This window comes from Nocardiopsis sp. NPDC049922, from assembly GCF_040660275.1.
In the GTDB taxonomy this organism is placed as follows: domain Bacteria; phylum Actinomycetota; class Actinomycetes; order Streptosporangiales; family Streptosporangiaceae; genus Nocardiopsis.
In genome coordinates this window covers 21,190-40,742 of sequence record NZ_JBFAME010000017.1, presented here as the reverse complement: position 1 = coordinate 40,742, position 19,553 = coordinate 21,190, and the positions used below count along the sequence as shown (strand labels likewise).

At 72.8% G+C, this 19,553-nt stretch carries 18 protein-coding genes; 7 read left to right on the top strand and 11 right to left on the bottom strand.

Translation table 11 applies throughout. The features are described from left to right. The first annotated feature begins 34 nt into the window (after positions 1-34). Both aceA and AB0I72_RS24490 read left to right on the top strand, forming a co-directional pair. Positions 35-1,333 carry an isocitrate lyase gene (aceA, locus tag AB0I72_RS24495; protein ID WP_358572613.1) on the top strand — a complete coding sequence of 433 codons (1,299 nt, stop codon included), beginning with the start codon at positions 35-37 and terminating at the stop codon, positions 1,331-1,333. Between the two features lie 177 nt (positions 1,334-1,510). Beyond that, a complete protein-coding gene (locus tag AB0I72_RS24490) occupies positions 1,511-2,332 on the top strand; it encodes a CPBP family intramembrane glutamic endopeptidase (protein WP_358572611.1) in 822 nt (273 codons plus the stop codon). A 21-nt stretch (positions 2,333-2,353) separates the two neighbouring features. Here AB0I72_RS24490 and AB0I72_RS24485 read toward each other — a convergent pair whose 3' ends face one another. After that, positions 2,354-3,223 carry an alpha/beta hydrolase gene (locus AB0I72_RS24485; RefSeq protein ID WP_358572609.1) on the bottom strand — a complete coding sequence of 290 codons (870 nt, stop codon included), beginning with the start codon at positions 3,221-3,223 and terminating at the stop codon, positions 2,354-2,356. Between the two features lie 60 nt (positions 3,224-3,283). Further along, entirely contained in the window at positions 3,284-4,546 is a 1,263-nt protein-coding gene (locus AB0I72_RS24480) for an MFS transporter (protein ID WP_358572607.1), read from the bottom strand. 166 nt (positions 4,547-4,712) lie between these two features. On the opposite strand from AB0I72_RS24480, the gene AB0I72_RS24475 reads away from it, so the two are divergent. Next, a complete protein-coding gene (locus AB0I72_RS24475; RefSeq protein WP_358572605.1) occupies positions 4,713-5,414 on the top strand; it encodes a FadR/GntR family transcriptional regulator in 702 nt (233 codons plus the stop codon). Between the two features lie 168 nt (positions 5,415-5,582). Here the strand turns inward: AB0I72_RS24475 and AB0I72_RS24470 are convergent, their stop codons facing one another. Both AB0I72_RS24470 and AB0I72_RS24465 read right to left on the bottom strand, forming a co-directional pair. After that, positions 5,583-6,350 (bottom strand): RraA family protein, encoded by a 768-nt coding sequence (locus tag AB0I72_RS24470; protein WP_358572748.1) that lies wholly within the window; start codon positions 6,348-6,350, stop codon positions 5,583-5,585. 229 nt (positions 6,351-6,579) lie between these two features. Further along, on the bottom strand, positions 6,580-7,488 hold the full coding sequence (locus AB0I72_RS24465) for an Lrp/AsnC family transcriptional regulator (RefSeq protein ID WP_358572603.1): 909 nt from the start codon (positions 7,486-7,488) through the stop codon (positions 6,580-6,582). A gap of 491 nt (positions 7,489-7,979) precedes the next feature. Between AB0I72_RS24465 and AB0I72_RS24460 the strand changes: the two genes are divergently transcribed. Then, a complete protein-coding gene (locus AB0I72_RS24460; RefSeq protein WP_358572601.1) occupies positions 7,980-9,506 on the top strand; it encodes an LCP family protein in 1,527 nt (508 codons plus the stop codon). Positions 9,507-9,781: 275 nt separating this feature from the next. Beyond that, a complete protein-coding gene (locus AB0I72_RS24455; RefSeq protein ID WP_358572599.1) occupies positions 9,782-10,567 on the top strand; it encodes a hypothetical protein in 786 nt (261 codons plus the stop codon). A 211-nt stretch (positions 10,568-10,778) separates the two neighbouring features. Here the strand turns inward: AB0I72_RS24455 and AB0I72_RS24450 are convergent, their stop codons facing one another. Beyond that, positions 10,779-10,988: a dodecin gene (locus AB0I72_RS24450; protein ID WP_358572597.1), complete on the bottom strand. Its 210-nt coding sequence runs from the start codon at positions 10,986-10,988 to the stop codon at positions 10,779-10,781. Between the two features lie 574 nt (positions 10,989-11,562). On the opposite strand from AB0I72_RS24450, the gene AB0I72_RS24445 reads away from it, so the two are divergent. After that, positions 11,563-11,763, top strand: coding sequence for a hypothetical protein (locus tag AB0I72_RS24445; protein WP_358572595.1), 201 nt, complete (start codon positions 11,563-11,565; stop codon positions 11,761-11,763). Between the two features lie 46 nt (positions 11,764-11,809). Here AB0I72_RS24445 and AB0I72_RS24440 read toward each other — a convergent pair whose 3' ends face one another. The 5 genes from AB0I72_RS24440 to moaA form a co-directional block, all read right to left on the bottom strand. Further along, entirely contained in the window at positions 11,810-12,412 is a 603-nt protein-coding gene (locus tag AB0I72_RS24440) for a molybdenum cofactor guanylyltransferase (RefSeq protein ID WP_358572593.1), read from the bottom strand. 37 nt (positions 12,413-12,449) lie between these two features. Then, entirely contained in the window at positions 12,450-13,637 is a 1,188-nt protein-coding gene (locus tag AB0I72_RS24435; RefSeq protein ID WP_358572591.1) for an RtcB family protein, read from the bottom strand. 105 nt (positions 13,638-13,742) lie between these two features. Then, the gene (locus AB0I72_RS24430) at positions 13,743-15,161 is read right to left on the bottom strand and encodes an RtcB family protein (protein WP_358572589.1); all 1,419 of its coding nucleotides are present in this window, start codon (positions 15,159-15,161) and stop codon (positions 13,743-13,745) included. A gap of 63 nt (positions 15,162-15,224) precedes the next feature. Beyond that, positions 15,225-15,647, bottom strand: a complete 423-nt coding sequence (locus tag AB0I72_RS24425) for an archease (RefSeq protein WP_358572587.1) — start codon at positions 15,645-15,647, stop codon at positions 15,225-15,227. A gap of 85 nt (positions 15,648-15,732) precedes the next feature. Then, a complete protein-coding gene (moaA, locus tag AB0I72_RS24420) occupies positions 15,733-16,740 on the bottom strand; it encodes a GTP 3',8-cyclase MoaA (protein ID WP_358572746.1) in 1,008 nt (335 codons plus the stop codon). A 347-nt stretch (positions 16,741-17,087) separates the two neighbouring features. Between moaA and AB0I72_RS24415 the strand changes: the two genes are divergently transcribed. After that, complete coding sequence (locus AB0I72_RS24415; RefSeq protein WP_358572585.1) at positions 17,088-17,921, top strand: lysophospholipase; 834 nt, start codon at positions 17,088-17,090, stop codon at positions 17,919-17,921. A gap of 43 nt (positions 17,922-17,964) precedes the next feature. On the opposite strand, the gene AB0I72_RS24410 is transcribed toward AB0I72_RS24415, so the two are convergent. Next, entirely contained in the window at positions 17,965-19,443 is a 1,479-nt protein-coding gene (locus tag AB0I72_RS24410; protein WP_358572583.1) for a PLP-dependent aminotransferase family protein, read from the bottom strand. Positions 19,444-19,553 lie beyond the last annotated feature (110 nt).

Here is a 19,553-nt window from a genome sequence, read left to right as displayed (position 1 = left end):
CACCTTGGGGACTACACGTAAGGCGGGATCGAACATGGGCACGAGCGCTCGACGTCAGGAAGCCAGCGCCGCACTCCAGCGCGACTGGGAGACCAACCCCCGGTGGGCCGGTATCGAGCGCACCTACTCCGCCGACGACGTGGTCAAGCTGCGCGGCTCGGTCACCGAGGAGCACACCCTGGCCCGCCGCGGCGCCGAGCGCCTCTGGGACCTGCTGCACACCGAGGACTACGTCAACAGCCTCGGCGCCCTCACCGGCAACCAGGCGGTCCAGCAGGTCCGCGCCGGCCTGAAGGCCATCTACCTCTCCGGCTGGCAGGTCGCGGCCGACGCCAACCTGTCGGGCCACACCTACCCCGACCAGAGCCTCTACCCGGCCAACTCCGTCCCCGCCGTCGTCCGGCGGATCAACAACGCGCTCCTGCGCGCCGACCAGATCACCTGGGCCGAGGGCGACGACAGCGCCCCCGAGTGGCTGGCGCCGATCGTCGCGGACGCCGAGGCGGGCTTCGGCGGCGTCCTCAACGCCTACGAGCTGATGAAGGCCATGATCGCCGCCGGCGCGTCGGGCGTGCACTGGGAGGACCAGCTGGCCTCCGAGAAGAAGTGCGGCCACCTGGGCGGCAAGGTCCTCATCCCGACCGGCCAGCACGTCAAGACCCTGAACTCCGCCCGGCTGGCCGCCGACGTCGCCGGTGTCCCGAGCCTGGTCATCGCCCGGACCGACGCCCAGGCCGCGACCCTGATCACCAGCGACATCGACGAGCGCGACCGTCCCTTCATCACGGGCGAGCGCACCGCCGAGGGCTTCTACCGCTTCCGCAACGGCGTCGAGGCCTGCGTCGCCCGCGGCCTGGCCTACGCCCCGCACTCCGACCTGCTGTGGATGGAGACCGCGACCCCGGACCTGGAGGTCGCCCGCCAGTTCGCCGAGCGCATCAAGGCCGAGTACCCCGACCAGATGCTCGCCTACAACTGCTCGCCGTCCTTCAACTGGAAGCGCCACCTGGACGACGCGACCATCGCGAAGTTCCAGCGCGAGCTGGGCCACATGGGCTACAAGTTCCAGTTCATCACGCTGGCGGGCTTCCACTCGCTCAACTACTCGATGTTCAACCTGGCCAAGGGCTACGCCCAGAACGGCATGACGTCGTACGTCGAGCTCCAGGAGGCCGAGTTCGCCGCCGAGGCGCAGGGCTACACCGCCACCCGCCACCAGCGCGAGGTCGGCACCGGCTACTTCGACTCGATCAGCACGACCATCGCCCCCGAGGCCAGCACCACGGCTCTCACCGGCTCCACCGAGGAAGACCAGTTCTCAGCGGCTCACTGACGCTGGTCTTCGTTCCCCGACGGTCGTCCCTCCCCGCTTTCGTGGCTGGGGCGGGGCGGGACGACCGTCCCCCCTGGCCGTCGGCCACGCGCGGTCCGTGTCACACGCGCGCGGCCGACGGCCCTTCCCGTGTTCGGCGGGCCCTCGGACCGGTCGCCCGCGCCTAGAGTCGACACTGTGACTGACGAGACCCGCGCCCCCGCCGCACCCACCTCGAACGACGCGCCCGCGGCCGCCACCGCCGCCCTCCCCTCCCCGCGCCTGCTGCGCTGGGAGGTCCTGTGCGTCCTGGCCCTGTCCCTCGGCGCGGCCGCGGTGTCGGCGACCATCTCCTTCGTCGGCGTGCTGACCGCGCCGGAGTCCCTGGCGGAACAGACCGCGACCCTGGTGCGTCCCCGCGCCGACCAGCGGCCGTGGCTGGACCTGACCTACCAGCTCTACGCCGTGGTGTTCGCGCTCGCGCCCGTCCTGCTCGTCGTCCATCTCCTGCACCGCACCGGCGAGAACGCCCGCACGGTGGGCTTCGACGTCCGCCGCCCCGGAGCCGACCTGCTGCGCGGCGCCGCGCTCGCCGCCCTGATCGGCTCGGGCGGGCTGATGGTGTACGTGGTGTCCTGGCGGCTCGGCCTGACGGTCACCATCGATCCGAGCACCCTCGACGGCAACTGGTGGGACACCCTGGTCCTGGTGCTCCAGGCGGCCAAGAACGGCGTCCTGGAGGAGGTGATCGTGGTCGGGTACCTGCTGCACCGGCTGGGCCAGCTCGGCTGGTCACCGTGGCGGGCGATCCTGCTCAGCTCGGTCCTGCGCGCCTTCTACCACCTCTACCAGGGCGTGGGCATGTTCTTCGGCAACCTGGTGATGGGCGCGGTCTTCGGCTGGTTCTACCACCGGTACGGGCGGGTGATGCCGCTGGTGGTCGCGCACACGGTCATCGACGTGGTGGCCTTCGTCGGCTCGGTGCACCTCATCGGCCGACTCGACTGGCTCCCCGTCTAGGCTGCGACCTCGGGCCCGCGCTCAGGCGCCGTCCCGCTCCAGGAGGACGGACAGGATCGCCTCGGCGTGCGTCCACAGCACCGCTCCGCCGATCCCGGGGACCGTGTGCAGCGCGGCGCCCGGGACGCGCGAGGCGAGCGTGGCCCCGTTGTCCGGTGAGTGCACGGTGTCCTCGGCGCCGTACCAGAGGTCGACCGGGACGGTCACGGCCGCGAGGTCGAAGGGCCACCGCCCCATCGCCAGCACGGTGTCGCGGGCGTACCCGTCGCCGCCCTGGGCGAACCCCTCCTTCAGCGCGGTCGTGTAGGCGGCCTCGAACGCGGGGGAACGGTAGACCGCCAGGTCGCTGTCGGGTGCGCCACCGGCGACCATCGACCACATCGCCTCGGGTCCCAGGCCGCGGAAGAACTCCGCCGCGCCCTCCGGGTCGGCGGCGGTGCGCTCGACCAGGGAGCGCAGACCGTCGGGGAGCGCGTCGGCGAAGGCGGGGTGGGCCACCTCGTCGGCCGCCGACACCAGAGCCGCCGCCCCCGTGGCGCCCGCGGCGGTGCAGGCCAGCGCGAACGGCGCGCCCTGGGAGTTCCCGACGACCGGCGGCCGGCCCAGTCCACGACGCCGCGCGAGGTCCGCGACGTCGTCGGCGAAGTCCGCGAACGTGCGACCCGGCGCGGGGGAGGACTCCCCCAGCCCGGGCCGGTCGACGGAGACCAGGCGCACACCGAGCGCCTCGGCGGCGCCCGCGCCGATCCCCAGCGACCGGCTCGTGGCGGCCCCGGGCACGAGCAGGACGGGGACGCCGTCCCCCGGCCCCCATTCGGCCCAGGCCAGCACACGGCCGTCGGTCAGTACGGTCTCTCCGAGCCGCTCGGGGGCGGTGACGCGGGTGTCCATGCCGGTCAGCCTAGGGAGTCCGGGCTCGGACCCGCAGCTGGTTTTCCCGGCGCCCCCGCCTCAGGCGCGGGAGCGCGCGGCGATGGCGTCCTCCAGGTAGCGGGGACGGCCCAGCAGCAGGCCGACGACCGCGTTCGCCACGACCAAACCCAGCACCAGGAGCAGCGGGGCACGCCAGCCGCCGGACAGCTCGTGCAGCAACCCGAAGAGGAAGGGTCCGGCCCCCGCCATGAGGTAGCCCAGGCTCTGGCTGGACGCCGAGATCGCGGCGGTGCCCTCGCCCGTGCGGGTGCGCAGCGCGAAGACGGTCAGGGCGTAGACGAAACTGCCCATGCCCACACCGATGAAGGTCGTCCAGATCCACACCCCGGACATGGGGGAGAACCACATTCCGCCGATCCCGATGAGGTAGGCGACGGCGAAGACGCCGACGAAGGGTCTCTGGTCGCGCACGCGGGTCAGCAGCGTGGGCAGGACCAGGGACATCGGGATGCCCAGGGTGGTCAGGTAGGACAGGGCCAGCCCGGCGCTCTGGGCGTCCATGCCCTGGTCGCGGAGCATCTGCGCGTACCAGCCGAACATGATGTAGGCGATCGACGACTGCGTCCCGAAGTACAGCACGCTCTGCCAGCCGATGGCGGTGCCCAGGACGTCCCGCACGCCCAGGACCCGGCCCCCGCGACCGCCGCGCTGGCCGTTCCGCAGGACCAGCAGCCACGGCAGGAGGGCCACGACCCCGAACGCGGCGAAGGAGCCCAGGGCGATCCGCCAGTCCCCCGTGGCCCGCTCCAGCGGCACGGTGGCGGCCGCCGCGATCGCGGTCCCCGCCGCCAGCGCGGTGGTGTACACCGTCGTCATCAGGCCGACCCGGTCGGGGAAATGGTGCTTGACGAGAGCGGGAAGGATGACATTGCCGATCGCGCCACCGGCCAACGCGACGACGCTCAGCGCGAGGAACAGCCAGGGTTCGCTGACGGCGGCGCGGGCGGTGAGACCGATCACGAGCGCCACCAGCGCGTACACCATGAGGTGGTGGTCGCCCAGGCGGCGCGCGAGGGTCGGGGAGAGTCCGCCGAACAGCGCGAAGCACAGCACGGGCAGCGTGGTGAGCACGCCCGCGCCCACGGCGGTCATGCCCAGGCCCGCCGTGACCTCGTCGAGCACGGGTCCGACGCTGGTGATCGCGGTGCGCAGGTTGAGCGCGGCCAGTCCGATACCGGCCGCGACCAGCAGCGGAACCGCCCACTGGGGACGCGAAGGAGCGGTCTCCCTGGTCGGGTGACCGCTCGTCGACGTCGTCGGGGGAGCTGGTGCGGCGCTCATGAGAACTGCCTCACAGATTCATAGGATGACCCGATGTACTTCATGAGGATAACGCATTGCCGATCGCCGACGATTCCTCGCCGCGACTGGTCTAAGCTCCCGCGTAACCGATCCGAACACGCACACTCGCCCTGTCATCCGGCGACCCGCCCCTAGGAGGTAACGCGTGCCCCTCGCCTCAACCCGCCGGACCGGTCTCGTGGACCAGGTCATCAGTCAGTTACGAGCGCAGATCGACTCGGGTGAATGGGGCGTCGGCGACCGCATCCCCACCGAGTCCGAGCTCTCCGAACAGCTCGAGGTCGGCCGCAACACCGTCCGCGAGGCCGTCCGCGCCCTCGCCCACGCGGGTCTGCTGGAGATCCGCCAGGGCGCGGGGACCTTCGTGCGCGCCTCCAGCGAACTCGGCGGGGCCCTGCGCCGCCGTCTGGAACGCTCCCGGTTGCGCGAGAACCTGGAGGTCCGCCGCGCGCTGGAGGTCGAGGCCGCGCGCCTGGCCGCGCTGCGCCACACCGACGAGGACATGGCCGACATCGACCGCGCCATGGACCTGCGTGAGGAGGCCTGGCGGGCCCGCGACATGAGCGCGTTCGTCGAGGCGGACTTCACCCTGCACCGGGCGGTGGTGAACGCCACACACAACACCCTGCTCATCGACCTCTACGACGACATCGCGCAGGTGGTCTACGCGAGCATCGCGCACACCGCCTACGAACAGAACGACGAGGCGACGGGGCAGCCGTCCTCGGCCTCCGAGGGCATCGACCACTCCAAGCTGGTCGAGGCCGTGCGCGCCGCCGACGCGACCGCGGCCGCCCGCGAGGCGACCTGCTACATCGACGAACTGCTCTCCCTCGCCGAGGAGTGAGACCGGACCGGTCTCCGCTCACGAGGTCCCCGGGGGCGTCCTCTCAGCACGTCCGCCGCACGGGGTCACGGCCCGGGTCGGTCCGCTTCCCCGCCGACCGGACCCGGGCCCTCGTCCGACGCCGTGGGACCGCCGCGACGCCGCGCGCCCGAGGGCGCGCCGCGAGCCTCACTCGCCGCCGTAGACGTCGCCCGCGACCCGTCGCGACGCCGCGACGCCCGGCCGCGGCGCCGAACGGCCCTCCGCGCCGCGCACGGCCTGGTCGAGGCGGGTCGTGCGGGACCGCGCGCGTCCGGCTCCGCGCCGCGCGCCGTGGTCGGCGGCGCCGTCCCAGCCCGTGACCCGGGAGGGGTCCAGGCCCAGGAGGTCCAGGGTGCTCTCGCCCGCGTGCACGGCCTCGACGAGCGCGCGGTCGCGCGTGATCCCGCTGACGGTGTCGGCGATGATCGCGCTCACCTGGCCGCGCGGCAGGCACACGACGCCGTCGTCGTCGGCGACGATCCAGTCGCCCCGGCGCACCGGCAGGGGGCCGGGGCCCCCGGCGGCCGACATGGTGATCTGCTGGCCGACCGCGCCGCCGGCGTCGTGACCGGCCTCGCGGACGGCGACCCCCGCGCCGAAGACGGGCAGCTCGCTGTGGGCGATGGCGGCGATGTCGCGTACGCAGCCGTCCAGGACGATGCCGACGACGCCGCGCGTGCGCGCGGCCACGGCGATGATCTCGTCGACGTACCCGTACTCCGGCTCGCCCGCCACGTCCACGACCAGTGCCGACCCGGTCGGGGCCTGGGCCACGGCCACGTGGATGGCCAGGTTGTCCCCCGGGACGCAGCGGACCGGGAAGGCGGTCGCGGCGAACGCGGCTCCCGGCCAGACAGAGAACAGGTGGGTGCCGAACGGCCGTGCGCCGTTCCTGGCCAGTGCCGCCGTGCCCACCGCCGTCAACGTCCTCGCAAGCGCCACGTCAGCCTCCCACTACACCCGCGCCTGGTGCGGTCGGCTCGGGCCGACCCGTCTCTATACTCACGGGTAACTTAAGCGTGACGCAAGACATACGTCCCGGAAACACGTAAAAATGTTACCGGCGGTTACATTCGGGCCCGCGCCGAACGCGCGGACCCGCGTGGACGCCCCCGGAGCCGCACGCGCCGGGCGCGGCCGGGCCTCAGACCGAAACCCACCCCGCCGGCCGCTCGCCGCCGCGGCGCTCCTTGCGCACCGACAGGTGGTCCCACGTCTCCACGTGGGCGACCCCCGGGGCGACACGGACCGCCTCCAGGGACTCCACCAGGTGGTGGCGGTCGGGAGCGGTGAGCGTCCCCACGACGTCGTAGCGCCCGAAGCCGCTGGACAGGAAGGACACCCGGGGCATGTTGGCCAGCGCCGCCCCGACCGTCTCGGCGTCCCCGCGGCATCGCAGGCCGAAGCCGAGCTGTTCGTTGGCGCCCACCGCCGACGGCTCCACGATCGCCGTGACGTGCACGACGCCCGAGTTGAGCAGCCGCACGACGCGGGAACGGGCCGCCGCCTGGGACAACCCCACCTGGCGCGCCAGGTCCGCGTACGAGGCCCGGCCGTCCCGGAGCAGCTGGCGCACCAGCCGCCAGTCCAGGGCGTCCAGCTCCACGTCCCTCAGCTCCCGCACGCTGCTGTGGGCGTCCTTGAACACGGCGTTGGCGCGGAAGACCTCCGCCCCCTCCACCCCCGGCAGGGCGCGCAACTCGGCCAACTCCTTGGTCAGCGCGCCGTCGTCGGCCACCCGCACCTGCGCGACGGCGGGGAAGCGTCCCGCCGAGTGCGCGGCGAAGGTCACGGCCTCACGCTCGTCCAGGGCCTCCATCAGCGGACCCACCGGCCCGCTGACCCTGAAGGACACGTGGCCGAGGACCTCCATACCGACGACCCCGGCGTGCAGAACACCCACGATCCTGATCGCCCCTGACTGCACGAGCTGACGGACTCGGGCACGCACGGCCGTTCGGGACAGGCCGACCCCGTCGGCCAGTGCTTGGAACGTCGCTCTGCCGTCCCCCTGCAACGCGCGCATGAGCGCCGCGTCAACCGCATCGAGCACGATGGTGCCTTTCATTCCCATGACGCCGCCCTTCCCCCGGGCGGCACCCCCTCCTGCGGCCAGATCATCGCAGCTGTCGCGCCGGTTCACTACTGATCACGAAAGAAATCGGCTGTTTCACCCCTTTGATCGGCCCAAAAGCGCCACCCAACCCCCCAGCGGCGACCTCCCCGCCACATAACAGACTTGTATAGAACATCCCTGAGGAGGCGGCCGCAGCGCACACAAGTCCGGCAAAGCGCCACACTGAACTGACGGGCGTGAACCGCGCGTACGAGGGGTACCCCCTCACGGCGGCGGGAACAGCCCGTACAACCGGTCCACAGGCGCGAACTCGGCCGGAACCGGAACGCGCCCTCGGATCGTCTACGTGACTGGAGGCGTCCGGGTCGACCCCCGGACGCCGCGAGCGCGCCCGCCGCCCCGGGACCGTGGCGGGTGCGACCGAACGGGGGTGGCGCCGCCGCCCCTCGGTTGGAGAGGAATCGCCGGTGGCAGCCGAAGAAGACCAGCGGGAAGAGGCGCCCGCACGACCGAGCACGGGTCGTGCTCTGCTGTGGACCGTCGCGTCGCTCCCCCTGCCGGGCATCGCCCACCTGCGGATGGGGCTCCGGCGGGCGGGCACGGTGATCCTGGGGGTCTACCTCCTCGGCGTCGTCTCCCTCGCGGGCTGGGCGGTGTGGATCGCCGCCCACGACACGAGCACGGTGGCCGTCCTGGCGAGCCTGGCCGTGCAGAACAGCTGGCTCACGGGGGCCATGGTCACGGTGTTCGTCGTGACGGTGCTGTGGCTGGCGATCATCGTGCACTCCTGGGTGATCACCCGCCCCAAGGACGCCCCTCTGGGACGGCGCCTGCTCAGCGGCGCCGTCGTCGCCGTCCTGTGCCTGACGGTCGCGCTGCCCTCGGCGCTGGCCCTGCACGGCGGGTACACCACGCAGCGGACGCTGTCCGCCGTCTTCGGGACTCCCCAGCCCGGCGACGAACCGCACGACAGCGCCGACCCCTGGAACGGCGCGGAGCGGATCAACGTCCTGCTCCTGGGCGCCGACTCGGCGGAGAACCGGTACGGCGCGCGCACCGACTCGATGATGGTCGCCAGCGTGGACACCGAGACCGGTGACACCGTGCTCATCGGACTGCCCCGCAACCTGGAGAACGCGCAGTTCCCGCCGGACAGCGTGCTGGCCGAGCGTTACCCCGCGCCGTACGGCTTCGACGACCTGCTCAACGAGGTCTACCAGACGGTCGCCGAGGAGCCCGACGTCCTGGCGATCAACCCGACCGTGGCCGACCCGTCCGCCGACACCCTCAAGACCGTGATCGGGTACAACATCGGCCTGGACGTCAAGTACTACGCGATGGTCGACATGATGGGCTTCCGCGACCTCATCGACGCGGTCGGCGGCATCGAGGTCCTCATCGAGGAGCCGATCCCCTACGGCGTGCACGGAGGCGTCCTGGAGCCGGGACTGCGCCGCCTCGACGGCCACGAGGCGCTGTGGTACGGGCGTTCGCGGGTCAACTCCGACGACTACGGACGGATGGGCCGCCAGGGCTGCCTGATCAAGTACGTGGCCGAGCAGATCGACCCCGCGACCATCCTCACCAGCTACCGGCGGCTGGCGGGCGCGACCGAGCGCACGCTGAGCACGGACATCCCCCAGGCGAAGGTCCCCGCGTTCATCGAACTGGCCGACGTGATCGCGGGCACCGGGTCGATGAGCACCCTCCAGCTGTCCCCGCCGCAGGTGAACACGGCCAACCCGGACTGGGAGACCGTGCGCGCCCTGGTCGCGGACGCCATCGGCGGTCGGGGCGCCGAGGGCGACGAGCTCCCCGTCGCCCCCTCCCCCTCGGCCTCCCCGTCGGGTGAGGACGCCGTCGCGGCGGAGACCGTTCCGGAGGACGATCGCACCGAGTGGCAGGAGTACACCGGTCTGAACGAGCCCTCCCCCGCCGACCCCGGCCGCCAGGTCGGGACCGACCCCAGCGACCTCGACGCCCTCTGCCCCTGACCCGCCCGACCGACGCACGACACGCGGCCCCGCCTGACCGGTTCCGGCCAGGCGGGGCCGTTCGCGTTCGACCGCCGCGCGTGCTCCAGCCGGTAACGGCGCAGGTGGGCGATGGTCACGCCACCCCATCGCCGCTCCGGCCGGGTCCAGCGGACGGCACAGTTCACGGAATGAGTCGGCAACGAGGGAAATGCGCGGGACGCCCGCGCGGTTGACCGACTACTGGTGTGTCCGCGCCGGGTCCGGGCCCGGCAGGAGCGTGGAGGGGTGGGGAGATGGAGACGGAGTCGCGGCGGACCGGCCGTTGGAGAGGACTGGTCCTCTCCGTGGCGGTCCTGGCGGCGCTGAGCGCCGTCGCCGTCATGACCACGCGCTGGGTGCTGGAGCGGACCGGCGGTCAGGGCGTCTCGGCGCCGTGGGGGGCCGAGTGCTCCGCGTGGGTGGGCGAGGAACGGTTCTCGCTGGACCGGGACCAGGCCCGCCGCGCGACCACCGCGGCGGCGGTCGCCGTCCAGGGGGAGGACGCACCGATCGGGGCGCCGGACACCAGTGACATCCCCGAGCCCGTGATGACCGTGTTGGAGGAGGGGCCGCAGGGGACTCCGGGACCCTCGCTGACCTGCCGTTCCACCAACGACCCGAGCCTGGAGGTCCAGGAGGGGCTGGAACCGTCGGGGCTCACCGCCCGGGCCGAGGACCTCAGGGTCGACATGGAGGGCGTCTTCGCCGGTCTGAGCCTGGGCGGGTACTTCCCCGGCGGCTTCGACACCGGGCACGGCGACGACTCCGCGCACTACGAGGGCCGGGCGATCGACGTCTTCTACCGTCCGGTCAGCGAGGACAACCGGCGCGCGGGATGGGTCATGGCGCACTGGCTGATCGCGCACGCGCCGGACTACGACGTGGCCGTGATCATCTTCGACGACCGCATCTGGAGCACCTTCTACCCGTCACTGGGCTGGCGCGACTACGAGACCGACTCCGACAACGAGATCCTCCGGCACCTCGACCACGTCCACGTCGACGTGCAGCGGGGGGAGGAGCCCTCCGACACGAGCTGAGCGCACAGGCGGCCCGGGCACGCACAGCGGACCCGAACCAGCACGGACAGCGGATCCGGGCTGGGCGCACAGCGGACCAGGCCCGACCCAGGCTGAGCGCACAGCCGACCCGGGCACGCACAGGGGTCGGACCGAGCACGCGGCGGACCCGGGCCAAGCGCACCCCGAGGGGCCCGGACGGTGTGTCCGAGACCCCGGCAGGACGCTCCGCTCAGTCCTCCAGGCGGAACCCCACCTTGAGACCGACCTGGTAGTGCGCGACGACGCCGTCCTCGATGTGCCCCCGGATCTCGGTGACCTCGAACCAGTCGAGGCCCCGGAGTGTGTTCGCGGCGCGGTCGATCCCGTTCCGGATGGCCTGGTCGACCCCCTGCGGCGAGGTTCCGACGATCTCCGTGACGCGGTACGTGTGGTGGGACATGAGCGACCCCCTGCGTTGTCCGTTGCCCGGTCGCGCGAACGCGACCCTCCGTTGTCCCTGCCTCCCCGCGTTCCCCGACCGCCACACCGGATGCCTCTCGTCGCACGGGCGGGCGTCGGGCCGGTCGTCACTTCGCCCTTGACCCTTTCCGGGCGTGTCGCGCACCGACGCCCGGCACGGGGTTGACCCGCCCGAACCGCCGTTCCCGCGAGGGAGGAACCGCATCCTGGGCAAAGTGCCAGATTAGTCCTGACCTGGGACTTAGGACCTTCGATCCGCGGGACTCTCCCGAGACAACGTCGTAACTCACTCTTGACGTACCCCGGGGGGCCTCGGTGTACATTGGTTTCTAGCGCTTCGGTCCCCCGTCGAAGCGCACGGCGATGTTTCGAGCCCCCGTCGGAACATCGCGAGCGACGCCGGGTGGTTTGCCCCCGTAGCCACCCGGCGTCGCCTTTTCTCCTCTCCGTCGACACCGGTCAACGCCGAGATCGGCGAGCATGACCGATCGTGACCGTGGCTTGACCATTCGGGCCGCGAAATTCCCTGGGGGTCAGAATTGGGTAATCCGGCCGTGGAGCCGCGTTGTTCCCGCCGCGACTGCCACGCGGACGCCACCTGGGCACTGGTGTGGAACAACCCCAAGCTGCACACCTCGGACCGTCGCAAGGTGTGGACCGCATGCGACGAGCACCGCGAGTACCTGTCGAACTTCCTCGACATCCGGGGGTTCCTGCGCGAGGTCGTGCCCATGGACGAGTACCGGAAGCGCTGACCTCCCCGGGCCGGAGTCGGGGCGCGGTGGCGGCCGGGACGGCGGCTCAGGGGGCGGTCGGGGTGTCCCGTCCGAGGTCGCGGCGGGCGCGGGCGAGGTCCTCGGGGGTGTCGCAGTCGAACTCGGCGCCGTCGTCGGCGAGGGCGATCCGGCGCGGCTCCAGCGGGCCGAGGAGGCGGAACAGGGACCGGCCCCGGTAGTCGGCGAGCGCGGCCCGCACGGCGTCGGTGCGCCACACCCCCGTCAGCCACTGCTCGCGGCCTCCCGTGTCCACGTACACGGCTCCGGAGGCCGTCTCGTCGAACGCCTCGGCGAGCTCGGCCAGGTGGGCCGCGGTCAGGCGCGGCAGGTCGGCGGCCAGCAGCGCGAACCGGGGCGCGCGCACATGCGCCAGTCCAGCGATCAGGGCGGGCACCGGCCCGGCCCCGGGCGGCTCCTCCCGGACGTAGAGCGCGGGCGGGCTCTCCCGGGGCGGACCGACCACGATGACACGGGCCTGCGCGTCGTGGGAGCGGACCGCGTCGGCGACCCGCTCCAGCAGCGTGCGACCCGCGACGGTCAGGCCGGGTTTGTCGGCGCCGCCCATGCGCCGGGCGGCGCCTCCGGCGAGGATGACCGCGTCGATTCCCCCTGGCGGTGTTCTGCTCACCCTCCCAGGATGGACCACACCGCGCGACCGGCGCCGCTCAGCCCTTGACGCACACCACCTGACGCAGGCGGTGGACCACCTCGACCAGGTCGGTCTGGGCCTCGATCACCGACTCCAGGTCCTTGTAGGCGGCGGGGATCTCGTCCACGACGCCCAGGTCCTTGCGGCACTCCACGCCCCTGGTCTGCTCCACCAGGTCCTCCCTGGTGAACGTCTTGCGGGCCTTGTTGCGGCTCATCCGACGGCCCGCCCCGTGCGAGGCGGAGTTGAACGAGTCCGGGTTGCCCAGACCGCGCACGATGTACGTGCCGGTCGCCATGCTGCCGGGGATGATCCCGAAATCACCCCTGCCCGCACGGATGGCGCCCTTGCGGGTGACGAGCACGTCCACGCCGTCGTAGCTCTCCTCCGCCACGTAGTTGTGGTGGCAGGAGATCCACTGCTCGAACCGGGTACCCGGAATCTGTTCGGTCAGTGTCGCGCACGCCAAACCCATCATGACGTCGCGGTTGCGGCGCGCGTAGTCCTGGGCCCAGAACAGGTCGCGGCGGTAGTCGGCCATCTCGGGGGTGTCGGCGAGGAACACCGCCAGGTCGCGGTCGACCAGGCCCTGGTTGTGCGAGAGGGACTGGGCCGTGCCGATGTGGTGGTCGGCCAGCTCCTTGCCGATGTTGCGTGACCCGGAGTGCAGGACGAGCCAGACCGTGCCGTCGTCGTCCAGGCACACCTCCAGGAAGTGGTTGCCTCCGCCGAGGGTGCCCATCTGTCGGCGGGCCCTGGTCAGCCGGGGGTGCACGGACTCGGCGAGGTCGTCGAAGCCGGACCAGAAGCGGTCCCAGTCCGTGCTGCGCAGGCCGGGCACCGTGGTCGGGTCGACCGGCTCGTCGTGGGCGTGGAACCCGACGGGGATCGCCGCCTCCAGGGCGGAGCGCAGACTCCCAAGGTCGTCGGGCAGCCGCTCGGCGGTCAGGTCCGTGCGCACGGCGGTCATGCCGCAGCCGATGTCCACGCCGACGGCCGCGGGGCTCACGGCGTCGCGCATGGCGATGACGGAGCCCACCGTGGCGCCCTTGCCGTAGTGCACGTCGGGCATGACGGCGAGGCCGTGCACCCAGGGCATCCGGGTGACGTTGCGCAGCTGCTCCATCGCCTGGGCCTCGACCTGGCCCGGGTCGGCCCACATGCGGATGGGGACGCGTTCACCGGCGACCTCGGTGTAGGGCATGACAGGCCACCTCCCTTTCCCGAACGGGCCTGTGACGGCGAATCTTCGCCGTGGGACATCAAGCCAGAGTCGGGAGCAGGCGGGCAACCGGTTTTCCGGCGCCGCTCAGCCCTTGACGACGCCCAGCGGCACGAGCCGGGCCACCCTGCGGCACAGGCCCGCCCCGACGCTGGCGTCCACCACGTCGGTGACGTCCTTGTACGCGGACGGCGCCTCCTCGGCCAGCCCCTTCCACGACGTGCCGCGCACCGCGATCCCGTGCGCCTCCAGATCGTCCCTGAGCGGTCTGCCCCGCACCTTGCGCACGGCCTCGTGGCGGCTCATCACCCGGCCCGCGCCGTGGCAGGTCGAGTGGAACGCCTGCCCGCCCGGGACACCGGCCAGGACGTAGGAGGCGGTCCCCATCGTGCCGGGGATGAGCGTGGGCTGGCCGACGTCGGCCAGTTCGGCCGGCAGGTCGGGATGGCCGGGCGGCCACGCCCGCGTGGCGCCCTTGCGGTGCACGCACAGTCGGCGCCGCCGCCCGTCGACGACGTGGGTCTCCACCATCGCGAGGTTGTGGGACACGTCGTAGACGAGGTCGAGCCCGCAGCCGGCATGGGCGTCGAAGGCCCGGCGGGCGGCCTCCCCGAGCAGCTGCCGGTTGACCCGCGCGAAGTTGGTCGCCGCCGCCATCGCCCCCAGGTAGGCGCGCCCCTCCCGCGACTCGACCGGCACGCAGGCGAGCTGCCGGTCGGGCACCGCGATCCCGTAGCGCTCCATCGCCTTCTCCATCGCGCGCACCTGGTCGGAGCAGACCTGGTGCCCGAGCCCGCGCGACCCGGTGTGGATCATCACGCAGACCTGGCGCGCCCGCAGCCCGAACGCCTCCGCCGCCCGCGCGTCGTAGACCTCGTCGACCGCCTGGACCTCCAGGAAGTGGTTGCCCGACCCGAGGCTGCCGACCTGCCCGAGCCCGCGCTCGATCGCCCGGTGGCTGATCCCGCCCGGGTCGGCGTCCGCCATCCGCCCGCCGTCCTCACACCGCCGCAGGTCCCGCCGCACGCCGTGTCCCCTGTCCACGGCGTGGCACGCCCCGCCGTCCAGGACCTCGCGGAGCTTCGCGGGGTCGGACATCCGCCACACGCTGCCGCGCTTCATGCCGCGTGGGACGGCGTGGTCGAGCGCGTCCATGACCGCGCCGCGCCTCGGCTCGAACGCGTCCCGGTCGAGGTCGGCGGCGAGGAGCCGGACGCCGCAGGAGATGTCGAAGCCCACCCCGCCCGGCGAGACCACCCCCGCCTCGGCCACGTCGGTGGCGGCGACGCCGCCGATGGGGAAGCCGTAGCCCCAGTGCATGTCCGGCATCGCGTAGGAGGCGACCACGATGCCCGGCAGGGTCGCCACGTTCGCCACCTGGCGCAGTGACTCGTCCGCCGCGGGGTCGGGCAGCAGCCGTCGGGACGCGAACACGATGCCCGGTACCCGCATCCCTCCCTCGGGTTCGACACGGAACCGGTACGGGGTCTCTTCGGTGATGCGCATGGCGCGCTCCCGGGTGCGTCGAAGGGCCCGTGGCGTGCGGTCGGGCCCGTTCCCAGCCAGATGTCAGACGTCGACCGTCACGGAGCACCACCATCCCTTCGGGCCGCGCTCGCAGCGCAGCTGGTGCAGGGAGACGGCCTTGGGGACCGCGCCGCAGGCCTCGGCCGTGTCGGCGTCGGCCATCGCGAACCGCACCCGGAGCCCGGTGGGCGTGGCCCGCGCCTCGGTCGCGGACGGGAGCAGCCCCCTGGTCTCCAGGAGGTAGACGACCTCGTCGATCACGGCGGCGAGGAGATCGGCGTCGGTCGCGCCCTCCAGGTCGCGTTCGACGGTCGTCGTCGCGGGCGGCGGCTCGGCGCCGACGACGCTCTCCACCACCGCGGCCACGGCGTGCGCGACGCACTCCTCCCGGGTCGGCCCCCACGCCTCGACCCGCAGATCCGCCGTGTGCGCGGCGGTCCGGTGACCGGCGTCCGTTCTCGGCATGGCCACGGCTTCTTCCTGGTCCGGTGCGGTCGTGCCCCTCCCTTCCACTGTCGTGCCCGCTCGGACCGGGTGCCTACCAGGCGAGTCAGCCGCCGATCGCCGACATCGGGCGCGCCGGCTGGAGGAACGAGGGGTCGTTGATGCCGTGGCCGGGGAGCTTGGTGGCCACGGCCGCCGTCCAGCGCTCGGCGATCTCCTCGTCACTGGCGCCGCCGCGCAGCAGGGCGCGCAGGTCGGACTCCTCACGGGCGAACAGGCAGTTGCGGATCTGGCCGTCGGCGGTCAGGCGCACGCGGTCGCACGCCCCGCAGAACGGCCGGGTGACGGAGCCGATCACGCCGACGGTGGCCCGCTCCCCGTCGGGGAAGCGGGCGCCGCGCACGTGGAAGAGCTCGGCGGGGGCGCTGCCGCGGGTGTCGGCGTCGGCGGCCTCCAGGGAGAAGTCGGCCTCCAGGCGCGCGAGGATCTCGTCGGCGGTGACCATGGTGTCGCGGCGCCAGCCGTGCTGGGCGTCCAGGGGCATCTGTTCGATGAACCGCAGCTCGTAGCCGCGCTCGATGCAGTAGCGCAGCAGGTCGGGCGCCTCGTCGTCGTTGATGCCGCGCATGAGCACCGCGTTGACCTTGACGGGGGTGAGCCCCGCCTCGGCCGCCCCGGCCATGCCGTCGAGGACGTCCTGGAGGCGGCGCCTGCGGGCGAGCTTCTCGAAGCGGTCGTGGCGCAGGGTGTCGAGGGAGACGTTGACGCGGTCGAGTCCGGCCTCGGCCAGGGCGGGGGCCATGCGGGCCAGGCCGATGCCGTTGGTGGTGAGGGCGGTCCGCGGTCGGGGGGTGAGCGCGGTAGTTCCGGCGACCAGGCCGGGCAGGCCGCGGCGGAGCAGGGGTTCGCCGCCAGTGAAGCGGACCTCGGTGATGCCGAGGTGGGTGGTGCCGACGCGGATGAGCCGCAGCACCTCGTCGTCGGTGAGCAGTTCGGGCTTGGGCAGCCATTCCAGGCCCTCGGGCGGCATGCAGTAGCTGCATCTGAGGTTGCAGCGGTCGGTGAGCGACACACGGAGGTCGGTCGCCACTCGCCCGTAGGAGTCCTCCAGCACGCGCGTCACCCTCTCCAGTCTTCGTTGCGGACGGGTGGTACGCGGATGGTCCCGTCCGAGGGATGCCCAGAGGTAAGCGTAGAAGATCACCTTTCTTGTGGAGTAGATAACATCGCACCTTATGCCGTATTTCGTTCCCGCCTACGAACGGCTGGCGTCCCGCCTGGGACGCGACTACGAACGGGCGCGCCGATCGTTACGCGACTGAGACACGACCGAGCCGGGACCGTCCCCGGTCTCCCCCCGGCCACGGGCGTCGACATCCGCCCCGCCCGCATGCACGCCGTGGCCGCGCCCCCATAGGGTGTCCCTCCCAGAGATCGTCGCAGACGAGGAGGCGAAACGCCGTGATCACCACACGCGAGTGGGCCCTGGCCGGCGGACCCGACGGGTCGGGGAAGCTGGCGGCGCGGGCGTGGGCGCCCGCCGAGGGCGAACCGACCTGGCTGGCGGTGCTGGTCCACGGCTACGGCGAACACCTCGGACGCTACGAACACGTGGCCGCCGCCCTGGTCGAGGCGGGCGCGGTGGTGTACGGAGCCGACCACCGGGGGCACGGCCGTTCCTCGGGCGAGCGCGTGCTCATCGACGACTTCGCCGGGGTGGTGGAGGACGTGCACCGCGTCATCACCCAGGCGCGCACCGCCTACCGCTCCCTCCCCCTGATCCTCATCGGCCACTCGATGGGCGGCCTCGTCGCCGCCCGCTACGCCCAGACCCACCCCGAGGCGCCGCGCGCGCTGGTCGTGGCCTCCCCGGTGCTCGGCCGCTGGGAGGTCCTGGAGACGCTCAGCGGACTGGAGGAGATCCCGGACATCCCGATCGACCCCGACACGCTCTCCCGGGACCCCGAGGTGGGCGCCGCCTACGCCGCCGACGAGCTGGTCTGGCACGGCCCCTTCAAGCGGCCCACGGTCCTGGCGATGCTCACCGAACTCGACCGGCTCCACGAGGCGGGCTGTGTGGGGACGACGCCGCTGCTGTGGCTGCACGGCTCCGACGACGCCCTGGTGCCGCTCGCCGGAAGCAAGACGGGCGTCGAGGCCCTCGCGGGCTCGGACGTGACCGTCCGGGTCTTCCCCGAGGCCCGGCACGAGCTGTTCAACGAGACCAACCGCGACGAGGCGCTGGCCGAGGTGACGCGCTTCGCCCACCGGTTCGTCCCCGGCTCCCGGAGTTGACCCCCCGCCCCGGGCGGCCCCACGACAGCCCGCGACCCGGTGCTCAGACGAAGAGCTGACCGCGCGGCTGGACCGGGTGGGCGAGCGTCTCGGCGTAGGCCGCGGCCAACCGCTCCACCGCGTCGGCCAGCACGTCCGGCGGCTGGGTGTAGGCCAGGCGCACGTACCGCTCCAGGGTGCCGTCCACGCCGAACACCGGCCCGGCCGCCGGGTGCACCCCGTGCCGGGCCGCCGCCGTGGCCAGCGCGCCCGCGACCGGGTGCGGCAGGGTCGCCCACAGCACCAGTCCGCCCCCGGGCGCGCTGGGCCTCCAGTCGGGCAGCCGTTCGCGCAGCGCGCGCACCAGGGCGTCGCGGTTGCGCCGGAGCTGGCGGCTGCGTTCGGCGCGCACCCGCATCACGTCCGCCAGCAGGTGGGTGACGGTGAGCTGGTCGAGGACCGCCCCGGCCAGGTCGAAGCGCTGACGGGCGGACATGAGCCGGGCCACCATCGGCGGCGTGGTGCGGATCCAGCCCACACGCAGCCCGCCCCACAGCAGCTTGGCCACCGAGCCGATGGTCAGCACCCGGCCGTCGGTGTCGTGGGCGGCCACCGGCGCGGGCAGGTCGCCGGAGTCGATGGCCAGTTCGGCGACGGACTCGTCGATGACCAGGTGGGTGCCCGCCCGGCGCGCCTCGCGGACCAGGGCGGCGCGCTCGTCGTCGTCCATCAGCGCGCCGGTGGGGTTCTGGAAGTCCGGGATGAGGTAGGCCAGCCCCGGCTTCCACTGGCGGAAGGCGTCGGCCAGGTACTCCATGTCCCACCCCTGCGGTGTCACCCCGACCGTCCGGATCCGGGCGCCCGCCCGGCGGACCGCGTCCACCGCGTGCGGGTAGGTCGGCGACTCGACGAGGACCTCGTCGCCTGGCTGGAGCAGCAGGTCCAGTGCCAGCGCGATGCCCTGCTGGGCGCCGTTGGTCACGAAGATCTGCTCGGGTGTGGTGGGCAGGCCGCGTTCGACGTAGCGGCGGGCGATCGCGTGGCGCAGTTCGGGCAGGCCGTAGGGGTAGTAGCCGAGACCGCCCACGTGCGCCGCGAGCTGTTCGGCGGCCTGGAAGGAGGCGGCGCGCAGCCCCTCCACCGCGGGCGGGGCGGCCACTCCGAGGTCGATGTGCTCGGCGACGGGGGTGAACGGCGCCAGCTCGCCGCTGCCGGTGCCGGTGTCGGGGAGGACGGTCCAGCTGCCCGCGCCCTGGCGGCTGTCCAGGAAGCGATGGTCACGCAGCCAGGCGTAGGCGGCGGTGACCGTGTTGCGGCTGACGCCGAGCGACGCGGCCAGGTCGCGCTCGGCGGGCAGGCGGGTGTTGGTGGGGACGCGGCCGTCCAGGACCAGGCCGCTCACGGCGCGGGCGATGGCCAGGTAGTAGGGGCGCTCGACCGGCGCCTCCCCGATGAGCCGGGCCAGGAGGCGGCCGTTGATCCGCCGGCTGCCGCCTCCGGTCGGGCCACGATCGGCCCCACGGTGGCCGCCCTGCTTCGCCATACCGTCCTCCCCGCACGCCCAGGTTTAGGGCCAGTTGTTCCGATTGGCGCTTCAGAATGAGCGCCACCTCCGTCACGATACCGATGTGGCACCGTTCGCGGCCCCATCGA

Excerpts from the sequence above, each read along its gene's own strand:
- aceA (WP_358572613.1), top strand. The coding sequence starts at position 35 with ATGGGCACGAGCGCTCGACGTCAGGAAGCCAGCGCCGCACTCCAGCGC.
- AB0I72_RS24485 (WP_358572609.1), bottom strand. The coding sequence starts at position 3,223 with ATGGACACCCGCGTCACCGCCCCCGAGCGGCTCGGAGAGACCGTACTG.
- AB0I72_RS24480 (WP_358572607.1), bottom strand. The coding sequence starts at position 4,546 with ATGAGCGCCGCACCAGCTCCCCCGACGACGTCGACGAGCGGTCACCCG.
- AB0I72_RS24455 (WP_358572599.1), top strand. The coding sequence starts at position 9,782 with ATGGAGACGGAGTCGCGGCGGACCGGCCGTTGGAGAGGACTGGTCCTC.
- AB0I72_RS24450 (WP_358572597.1), bottom strand. The coding sequence starts at position 10,988 with ATGTCCCACCACACGTACCGCGTCACGGAGATCGTCGGAACCTCGCCG.
- AB0I72_RS24435 (WP_358572591.1), bottom strand. The coding sequence starts at position 13,637 with ATGCCCTACACCGAGGTCGCCGGTGAACGCGTCCCCATCCGCATGTGG.
- AB0I72_RS24430 (WP_358572589.1), bottom strand. The coding sequence starts at position 15,161 with ATGCGCATCACCGAAGAGACCCCGTACCGGTTCCGTGTCGAACCCGAG.
- AB0I72_RS24425 (WP_358572587.1), bottom strand. The coding sequence starts at position 15,647 with ATGCCGAGAACGGACGCCGGTCACCGGACCGCCGCGCACACGGCGGAT.
- AB0I72_RS24410 (WP_358572583.1), bottom strand. The coding sequence starts at position 19,443 with ATGGCGAAGCAGGGCGGCCACCGTGGGGCCGATCGTGGCCCGACCGGA.